Origin of the sequence: Thermus sp. 2.9 (assembly GCF_000794385.1) — a bacterium.
Taxonomy (GTDB): domain Bacteria; phylum Deinococcota; class Deinococci; order Deinococcales; family Thermaceae; genus Thermus; species Thermus thalpophilus.
The window spans coordinates 1-7,825 of sequence record NZ_JTJB01000009.1; the positions used below are offsets into that span (position 1 = coordinate 1).

General features: G+C 67.4%; 7 protein-coding genes, 2 tRNA genes and 1 pseudogene. 7 read left to right on the plus strand and 3 right to left on the minus strand.

The annotated features are described in order from the left end of the window. The 4 genes from QT17_RS04095 to thiD form a co-directional block, all read left to right on the plus strand. Positions 1-262 (plus strand): FAD-dependent oxidoreductase (locus QT17_RS04095; RefSeq protein ID WP_039456722.1); only part of this gene is annotated, 262 nt, incomplete at its 5' end. Further along, positions 259-1,566: a phosphomethylpyrimidine synthase ThiC gene (gene thiC / locus QT17_RS04100; RefSeq protein WP_039456725.1), complete on the plus strand. Its 1,308-nt coding sequence runs from the start codon at positions 259-261 to the stop codon at positions 1,564-1,566. The genes QT17_RS04095 and thiC, both read left to right, overlap by 4 nt. Positions 1,567-1,570: 4 nt before the next feature. Continuing rightward, the gene (locus QT17_RS04105) at positions 1,571-2,872 is read left to right on the plus strand and encodes an MFS transporter (protein WP_039456728.1); all 1,302 of its coding nucleotides are present in this window, start codon (positions 1,571-1,573) and stop codon (positions 2,870-2,872) included. Next, entirely contained in the window at positions 2,869-3,645 is a 777-nt protein-coding gene (gene thiD / locus QT17_RS04110) for a bifunctional hydroxymethylpyrimidine kinase/phosphomethylpyrimidine kinase (protein WP_039456730.1), read from the plus strand. Before QT17_RS04105 ends, thiD begins: the two co-directional genes overlap by 4 nt. A 62-nt stretch (positions 3,646-3,707) precedes the next feature. Here thiD and QT17_RS04115 read toward each other — a convergent pair. Continuing rightward, positions 3,708-3,784 (minus strand) — tRNA-Arg (locus QT17_RS04115). A 166-nt stretch (positions 3,785-3,950) separates the two neighbouring features. Between QT17_RS04115 and tkt the strand changes: the two genes are divergently transcribed. The 3 genes from tkt to rpe are packed head-to-tail and all read left to right on the plus strand — an operon-like array spanning position 3,951 to position 7,059. Next, positions 3,951-5,906 (plus strand): transketolase, encoded by a 1,956-nt coding sequence (tkt, locus tag QT17_RS04120; RefSeq protein ID WP_039456731.1) that lies wholly within the window; start codon positions 3,951-3,953, stop codon positions 5,904-5,906. A 55-nt stretch (positions 5,907-5,961) separates the two neighbouring features. Next, on the plus strand, positions 5,962-6,393 hold the full coding sequence (locus QT17_RS04125; protein ID WP_039456733.1) for a phosphate-starvation-inducible PsiE family protein: 432 nt from the start codon (positions 5,962-5,964) through the stop codon (positions 6,391-6,393). A 15-nt stretch (positions 6,394-6,408) separates the two neighbouring features. Then, the gene (gene rpe / locus QT17_RS04130; RefSeq protein WP_039456736.1) at positions 6,409-7,059 is read left to right on the plus strand and encodes a ribulose-phosphate 3-epimerase; all 651 of its coding nucleotides are present in this window, start codon (positions 6,409-6,411) and stop codon (positions 7,057-7,059) included. Between the two features lie 31 nt (positions 7,060-7,090). Here rpe and QT17_RS04135 read toward each other — a convergent pair. Both QT17_RS04135 and QT17_RS04140 read right to left on the minus strand, forming a co-directional pair. Continuing rightward, positions 7,091-7,167, minus strand: a tRNA-Pro gene (locus tag QT17_RS04135). Between the two features lie 311 nt (positions 7,168-7,478). Continuing rightward, positions 7,479-7,825 (minus strand): annotated as a pseudogene (locus tag QT17_RS04140) (transposase); the annotation flags it as partial.

The window sequence follows — 7,825 nt, forward strand, 5'->3', positions numbered from 1 at the left end:
GGCCACGGGGCGGGAGGGATGGCGGGAAGGGGTGGACCTCTTTGGGCTCCGGTGGCTGGCCGACTACGCCCACGAGCGCTTTCCCCTCCTGGCCGAGGCCCGGTTTAGGGGAGCGGTTTGGGGCTACCGGCCCATGGGGGAGGTCTTTGTGGGCGAGGTGGGGGAGGGCGTGTACGCGGCGGCGGGGCACGGCCGAAACGGCGTGCTCCTCGCTCCTTGGACGGCGAAGCGGCTTCTAAAACTGATGGGGGTGGAAGGATGACGCAGCTGGAAGCGGCGAGGAAGGGGATCATCACCGAGGAGATGGCCTACGTGGCGGAGCGGGAGGGGGTTTCCCCCGAGTTCGTGCGGGAAGGGGTGGCTTCGGGGCGGATCGTCATCCCCCGCAACAAGAACCACGCCACCTTGGTGGACTTCAAGGGTATTGGCGAGGGGCTTTCCGTGAAGATCAACGCCAACCTGGGCACCTCTTACGATTACGTGGAGGTGGAGGAGGAGGTGGAGAAGGCCAAGGTGGCCATCCGCTACGGGGCGGACACCATCATGGACCTCTCCACCGGGGGGGACCTCAAGGAGATCCGGCGGCGGATCCTCGAGGTGGCCACCGTCCCCCTGGGCACCGTGCCCGTCTACGAGGCGGAGTTCCGCGCCGCCAAGCGCAAGAACTTCTTTGACATGTCCGCGGACGAGCTCTTTGAGGTCATTGAGGAGCACGGGAAGCAGGGGGTGGACTACATCACCGTGCACGTGGGGGTGACCTTGAAGAACCTGGAGGTCTACCGAAATAGCCCCCGCACCACGGGCATCGTGAGCCGGGGAGGAGGGCTCATGGCCGCCTGGATGCTCCACCGGGGGGAGGAGAACCCCCTCTACGCCCGCTTTGACGACCTCCTGGACATCGCCCGCACCTACGACATGACCCTCTCCCTGGGGGACGGCCTGCGTCCCGGCTCCCTGGCGGACAGCACCGACCGGGCGCAGATCGCCGAGCTCCTCACCATCGGGGAGCTGGTGGAGCGGGCGCGGCGCGCCGGGGTCCAGGCCATGGTGGAAGGCCCCGGGCACATCCCCTTGAACGAGGTGGCCACCAACGTCCAGATCCAGAAGAAGCTCACGGGGTATGCGCCCTTCTACATCCTGGGGATGCTCCCCGTGGACACCGCCGCCGGCTTTGACCACATCGCCGGGGCCATTGGGGGAGCCTTGGCGGGCTGGTGGGGTGCGGACATGCTTTGCTACCTGACCCCGGCGGAGCACCTGGGCCTGCCCACGGCGGAGCAGGTGAAGGCGGGCGTGATCGCCTTCAAGATCGCCGCCCACGCCGCGGACGTGGCCCGGGGGAACCCCAGGGCCCTGGAGCGGAACCGGAGGATGTCCGAGGCCCGCTACCGCCTGGACTGGGAGGCCCAGTTCGCCCTCTGCCTCTTCCCCGAGGAGGCCCGGCGGCTCAAGGAGGAGCGGGGAAGCCGCACCAAGGCCTGCAGCATGTGCGGGCCCTTCTGCCCCATGAACCTGGTGGAGGCGGTGCTGAGGGGCAAGGGGAGGCTGGAGCTTCCGGTAGCTTAAGGCCATGGACGTGCTTTCCCGCTTGGAGCGCCTGCCCCTGGGCAGGCCCCACTACCGCCTGCTCTTCCTCCTGGGCTTGGGCTGGGCCTTGGACGCCATGGACGTGGGCCTCATCAGCTTCACCCTGCCTGCCCTTTCCCGGGAGTTTGGCCTAAGCCCGGTTCAGGCGGGGCTTCTCGGAAGCGCTGGGCTTTTGGGCATGCTCTTAGGGGCTTCCCTGGGCGGGCGGCTCGCCGACCGCTCGGGGCGGAAGGCGGTGGTGGGGTATAGCCTCTTCCTGGCGGGCTTTGGCAGCCTTCTCACCGCTTTGGCCCCAGGCCTGGGGTGGGTCTACCTTTTCCGCTTCCTCACGGGGCTCGGGCTTGGGGCGGAGCTTCCCGTGGCGGCGAGCCTCATGGGGGAGTTTAGCCCCAGGGCCCACCGGGGTCGCATGGTGGTCCTCCTGGAGGCCTTTTGGGCGGTGGGGTGGCTCCTCGCCGCCTTGGTGGGCTACCTCCTGGTCCCGGGCCTGGGCTGGCGGGCGGCCTTCCTCGTGGGGGCCCTTCCCGCCCTTTACGCCGCCTACCTCAGGCTTTCCCTGCCCGAGTCGCCCCGCTGGCTTTTGGCCCAGGGGCGCCTGAAGGAGGCGGAGGACGTGGTGGCCGCTTGGGAAAAGGCCTTTCCCCATCCCTTGCCCCCGGCTTCCCCCGTTCCCTCCCCCAGGGCTTACCCCTACGCCGCCCTCTTCCGCCCGCCCCTTTTACGCCGCACCCTTTTTCTCTCCCTCGCCTGGTTCGCCCTGAACGCCGGCTACTACGGGGCCTTCATCTGGCTTCCTTCCCTTCTCGTGGCCCAGGGGTACACCCTGGTGCGCTCCCTGGAATATGTCCTCCTCATCACCCTGGCCCAGGTGCCGGGGTACCTGGCCGCCGCCTTTTTGGTGGAGCGCCTGGGGCGCAGGCCGGTCCTGGTGGCCTTTTTGGCCTTCTCCGCCCTTGCCGCTTGCCTCCTCTCCCGGGCCTCCTCCCCGGGGGAGGTGCTCCTTTTCGGAAGCCTCCTCTCCTTCTTCAACCTGGGGGCCTGGGGGGCCATCTACGCCTACACCCCTGAGCTTTTCCCCACCGCCCTGCGGGGGAGCGGGGCGGGGCTGGTTGCCGCCGTGGGCCGGGTGGGGGGGATCGTTGCGCCCTACGCCACCGGGGCCCTGCTCCCCGCCCTGGGGCCGGGAGGCGTGTTGGCCCTCCACGGGGGGCTTCTCCTCCTGGCGGGGCTTTTTGCCTTCGGGGTGGGGGTGGAGACCCGGGGCAGGCCCTTGGAGGAAGGATGAGGGTGGCCCTCACCATCGCCGGCTCGGACTCCGGGGGTGGGGCGGGGGTGCAGGCGGACCTTAAGACCTTTTTCCGCTTCGGGGTCTATGGGGCGAGCGCCCTCACCCTGGTCACGGCCCAGAACACCCTGGGGGTACAGCGGGTTCACCTCCTTCCCCCGGAGCTCGTCTACGCCCAGATCCAAAGCGTGGCCGAGGACCTTCCCGTCCACGCCGCCAAGACCGGGGCTTTGGGGAGCGGGGAGATCGTGGCGGCGGTGGCGGAGGCGGTGGCCCGCTTCGGCCTGAGGCCCTTGGTGGTGGACCCCGTGATGGTGGCCAAGGGCGGGGATTCCCTTCTCGCCGAGGAGGCCGTGGCGGCGCTAAAGGAGCGGCTTTTTCCCTTGGCGGACCTCATCACCCCGAACCGCCTCGAGGCCGAGGCCCTCTTGGGGAGGCCCATCCGCACCCTGGAGGAGGCGAAGGAGGCCGCCCAGGCCCTTTTGGCCCTGGGTCCCAAGGCGGTGCTCCTCAAAGGGGGGCACCTGGAGGGGGAGGAGGCGGTGGACCTCCTGGCGACCCGGGAGGGGGTGCAGGCCTACGCCGCGCCCCGGGTGGCCACCCGGAACACCCACGGCACGGGCTGTACCCTCTCGGCGGCCATCGCCGCCCTGTTGGCCCTGGGGAAGCCCTTGGCCGAGGCGGTGGCGGAGGCCAAGGCCTACCTTACCCGCGCCCTAAAGACGGCGCCCCCCTTGGGCCATGGCCACGGCCCCCTGAACCACTGGGCGTAGGAGGAAGGGGTAAAAAGATTTCCGCCCTCACTTACGAGGGCGGAAGCTTTGTGTCCTGGTCTTGGTGCGCCCGGAGGGATTCGAACCCCCGACCTAGGGCTTAGGAAGCCCCCGCTCTATCCTGCTGAGCTACGGGCGCCCACGCCCTTGGGATTTTAGCACCCCCCAAGGGGGAAGGCAACTGCCCCCGGTTCGGTATAGTCTTTCGGGGGGGATAGGGGGCGCTTCATAAGTCTCCACTTTATGAACAAGCGCTCCGGGCTTCCTTGCGCTTTGGCGTGGGGAAGCCTACCCTGGAGGGAACCATGACCCAGACCCAGGACCTCGTTTCCCTTTCGGTGAACGCCATTCGCTTCCTGGCCATAGACGCTGTGGAAAAAGCCAAAAGCGGCCATCCCGGCATGCCTATGGCCATGGCCCCCTTGGCCTACCTCCTCTTCCGGGAGGTGATGCGGCACAACCCCCTGGACCCCACCTGGCCTAACCGGGACCGCTTCGTCCTTTCCGCCGGGCACGGGTCCATGCTCCTTTACGCCGCCCTGCACCTCACGGGGTATGACCTTTCCCTGGAGGAACTCATGCGCTTCCGCCAGTGGGGCTCCAAGACCCCAGGCCACCCCGAGTACGGCCACACCCCGGGGGTGGAGGTGACCACGGGCCCCTTGGGGCAGGGGATTTCCACGGCGGTGGGCCTGGCCCTGGCGGAGAAGAAGCTCGCCGCCGAGTTCAACCGCCCCGGCCACCTTGTGGTGGACCACTACACCTACGTCCTGGCCTCGGACGGAGACCTGATGGAGGGGGTTTCGGGGGAGGCGAGCTCTTTGGCGGGGCAGTGGGGGCTTTCCAAGCTCATCGTCTTCTGGGACGATAACCGCATCTCCATTGACGGCCCCACGGACCTGGCCTTCAGCGAAGACGTCCTCCTGCGCTACCGCGCCTACGGCTGGCAGACCCTAAGGGTGGAGGACGCCAACGATCTAAACGCCCTCCGCCACGCCCTAAGGCTGGCCCAGCTGGACGAGCGTCCCACCCTCATCGCCGTGCGGAGCCACATCGGCTACGGCTCGCCCAAGCAGGACTCCCACAAGGCCCATGGGGAGCCCTTGGGTCCGGAGGCGGTGGAGGCCACCCGTAAAAACCTCGGCTGGCCCTACCCCCCCTTCGTGGTGCCTGAGGAGGTCTACCAGCACATGGACATGCGCGCCCAGGGCAAGGCCTGGCAGGAGGCTTGGGAACGGGTCTTGGAGGCTTACGCCAAGGCCTTCCCGGAGCTATACCAAGAGCTTCTCCGCCGCCTTCAAGGGGAGCTTCCCCCCTTGCCGGAGGAACCGCCCGCCTTTGACAAGCCCCTGGCCACCCGGGCGGCGAGCGGCAAGGTCCTGGACCTCCTCGCACCCCGCATGCCCGAGCTTGTTGGGGGTAGCGCCGACCTCACCCCTTCCAATAACACCAAGGCCCAGGGCATGGAGGACTTCTCCCCGCAAAACCCCACGGGCCGCTACCTGCGCTTTGGGGTGCGGGAGCACGGCATGGGGGCCATCCTGAACGGGCTCAACCTCCACGGAGGTTTTCGGGCCTACGGGGGGACTTTCCTCGTCTTTTCCGATTACATGCGCCCCGCCGTGCGCCTGGCCGCCTTGATGGGGACGCCCACCGTCTTCGTCTACACCCACGACTCCATCGCCTTAGGGGAGGACGGGCCCACCCACCAGCCCGTAGAGCACCTCATGAGCCTCCGGGCCATGCCGGGGCTTTGGGTGATCCGCCCGGCCGACGCCTACGAGACCTTCTACGCCTGGCAGGTGGCCTTGCGGCGCAAGGAGGGCCCCACGGCCCTGGTCCTCACGCGGCAGGCGGTGCCCCTCCTTTCCCCCGAGAAGGCCAAGGGGCTTCTCCGGGGCGGGTACGTTCTGGAGGATGCCGAGAACCCCAAAGGGGTCATCGTGGCCACGGGGAGCGAGGTCCACTTGGCCCTAAGGGCCAGGGAGCTTTTAGGGCAGCAGGGCGTTGGGGTGCGGGTGGTGAGCCTGCCCTCCTTTGAGCTTTTTGAAGCCCAACCCGAGGCTTACCGCAAGGAGGTCCTTCCCCCAGGTCTGCCCGTGGTGGCGGTGGAGGCCGGGGCTTCCTTGGGCTGGGAGCGCTACGCCCACAAGGTGGTGGGCCTGGACCGCTTCGGGGCCAGCGCCCCTTACCCCGAGGTCTACGAGCGGCTTGGGTTCACCCCGGAAAGGGTGGCGGAGGCGCTTTTGGCGTTGGTGTAGGCAAAGGCCTTTTACCCCCTAGCGGCTAGGGGAGCGGTGGCCTAGCCTCTTCCCTATGGAGGGGTTCTTGCGCTTTTTTCCCCGGGCCGAGGGGGTCATTTATCTCTTCGCCGGTCTCTTGGTGACCCTGGGGGCGGCGTACCTTCTGGTGGGTTCCGTGGTGGAGGGGATAGGCCTGCTCTTTAGGGGCGAGGGGCACAAGCTCGCCATATTTCTCCTGGATCGGGTGCTCCTTGCCCTGATGATGGCGGAGATCCTCTATACCCTGGTGCGCTTTGCCAAGGAAGGGCAACTCCAGGTGGAGCCCTTTCTCATTATCGGCATCATCGCGGGGGTGCGGCGCATTCTGGTGGTCACCGCGGAGGGGCTTCAGAAGTTTCCCTTTGCCCTGGACCACCCTGGCTTCCAAGCTGTTTTGGCAGAGCTCTTCCTCCTTTCCCTCATGATCCTGGTCCTGGCCGCGGCGTATCGCTTGGTCCAACGCTAGGGGTATAGTCTCCTTGTGCGCTTTGCGGTTTCCATCCTCACGGCGGATTTGGCCAGGCTTAGGGAGGAGATCCAGGAGGCGGAAAGGGCGGGGGTGGACTGGATTCACCTGGACGTGATGGACGGGGTCTTCGTCCCCAACCTCACCTTTGGCCCCATCCTGGTGGAGGCGGTGCGCCGGGTCACCTCTTTACCTTTGGACGTCCACCTCATGATCGTGAACCCCGAGCGCTACCTCGAGGACTTCGCCCGGGCGGGGGCGGACCACCTCACCGTCCACTTTGAGGCCACCTACCACCCCCACCGGGCGGTGCAGCACATTAAGGAGCTGGGGAAGAAGGCGGGGCTCGCCATCAACCCCGGGACCCCCCTCGAGGCCTTTGAACCCCTTCTTCCCGAACTGGACCTGGCCCTCCTCATGAGCGTGAACCCGGGGTTTGGCGGGCAGAAGTACATCCCCACCGCCACGGGGCGGCTTCAGCGGCTTCGTGCCATGCGGGACCAGCTAAACCCAGCCTGCCTCCTGGTGGTGGATGGGGGGGTGAACCGGGATACGGTGAGGGAAGTCTACCAGGCGGGCGCTGACGTGGCGGTGGCTGGGAGTGCCCTTTTCAACAGGCGGCCAGTGGCGGAAAACCTAAGCGCTTTGCGAAAAGCCCTGAAATAAGGCGCGGCCCCGCCTTTGGGCGGGGCCTTTTTGGTCGGGGAGGCCGGATTTGAACCGACGACCACACGCACCCCAAGCGTGTGCGCTACCAGGCTGCGCTACTCCCCGGCGCGCAAGGGTTAGTGTAGTGTGCGGGACCGGTGGCGTCAAGGGGTAGGTGGAATGGGGAGGTTTTTTGCTGGTTTTGGCCCAACTCAAAACTTGCACCACCTGCATACCCCGCATAAACCTGCACACCCCATCCCCTGCCCCCTCCACCTTTCCCCCCCACAGGAGGACCCAGCAGCCTGAGCCCAAGCCGCCAGAGCTCCCGCAAGAGAACCCACGCCACCGCTCCGGAAAGAGAACCTGCGCCGCCTCCCACCCAGCCTCCCGCCAGGTAAACCCCTCCCCTCCCGCCTCCAGCTTCACCCAGTACGGTGGAGGCCCCACTCGCCGTGGAAGAAGGAGAGGGGCGGGGCGGGGAACCGACCCCGCTTCGCCAGGGTGACCAGGTCCAGGACCACCAGGAGCCTGGGCTTGGGGTCTCGCTTTCCCCTGGCCCTGTCCAGGGCCTTTTCCCCCTCCTTACGGGCGAGGCGGATGAGGGCTCGGGTGGGCCAGGGGTAGCGGTTGAGGAAGCGGGAGAGGGCGGCGGGGGACTTGGTGGGGCTGTGCTGGGGCCTGGCTTTGCCGTGGCTTTGGGGGAGGGCTTTGAGGGAGGCTTGGAGGTGGGGGCTGGACAGGCGGGCCAGGATGGCGGAAAGTAGGGATTGGGCTGTGGTCA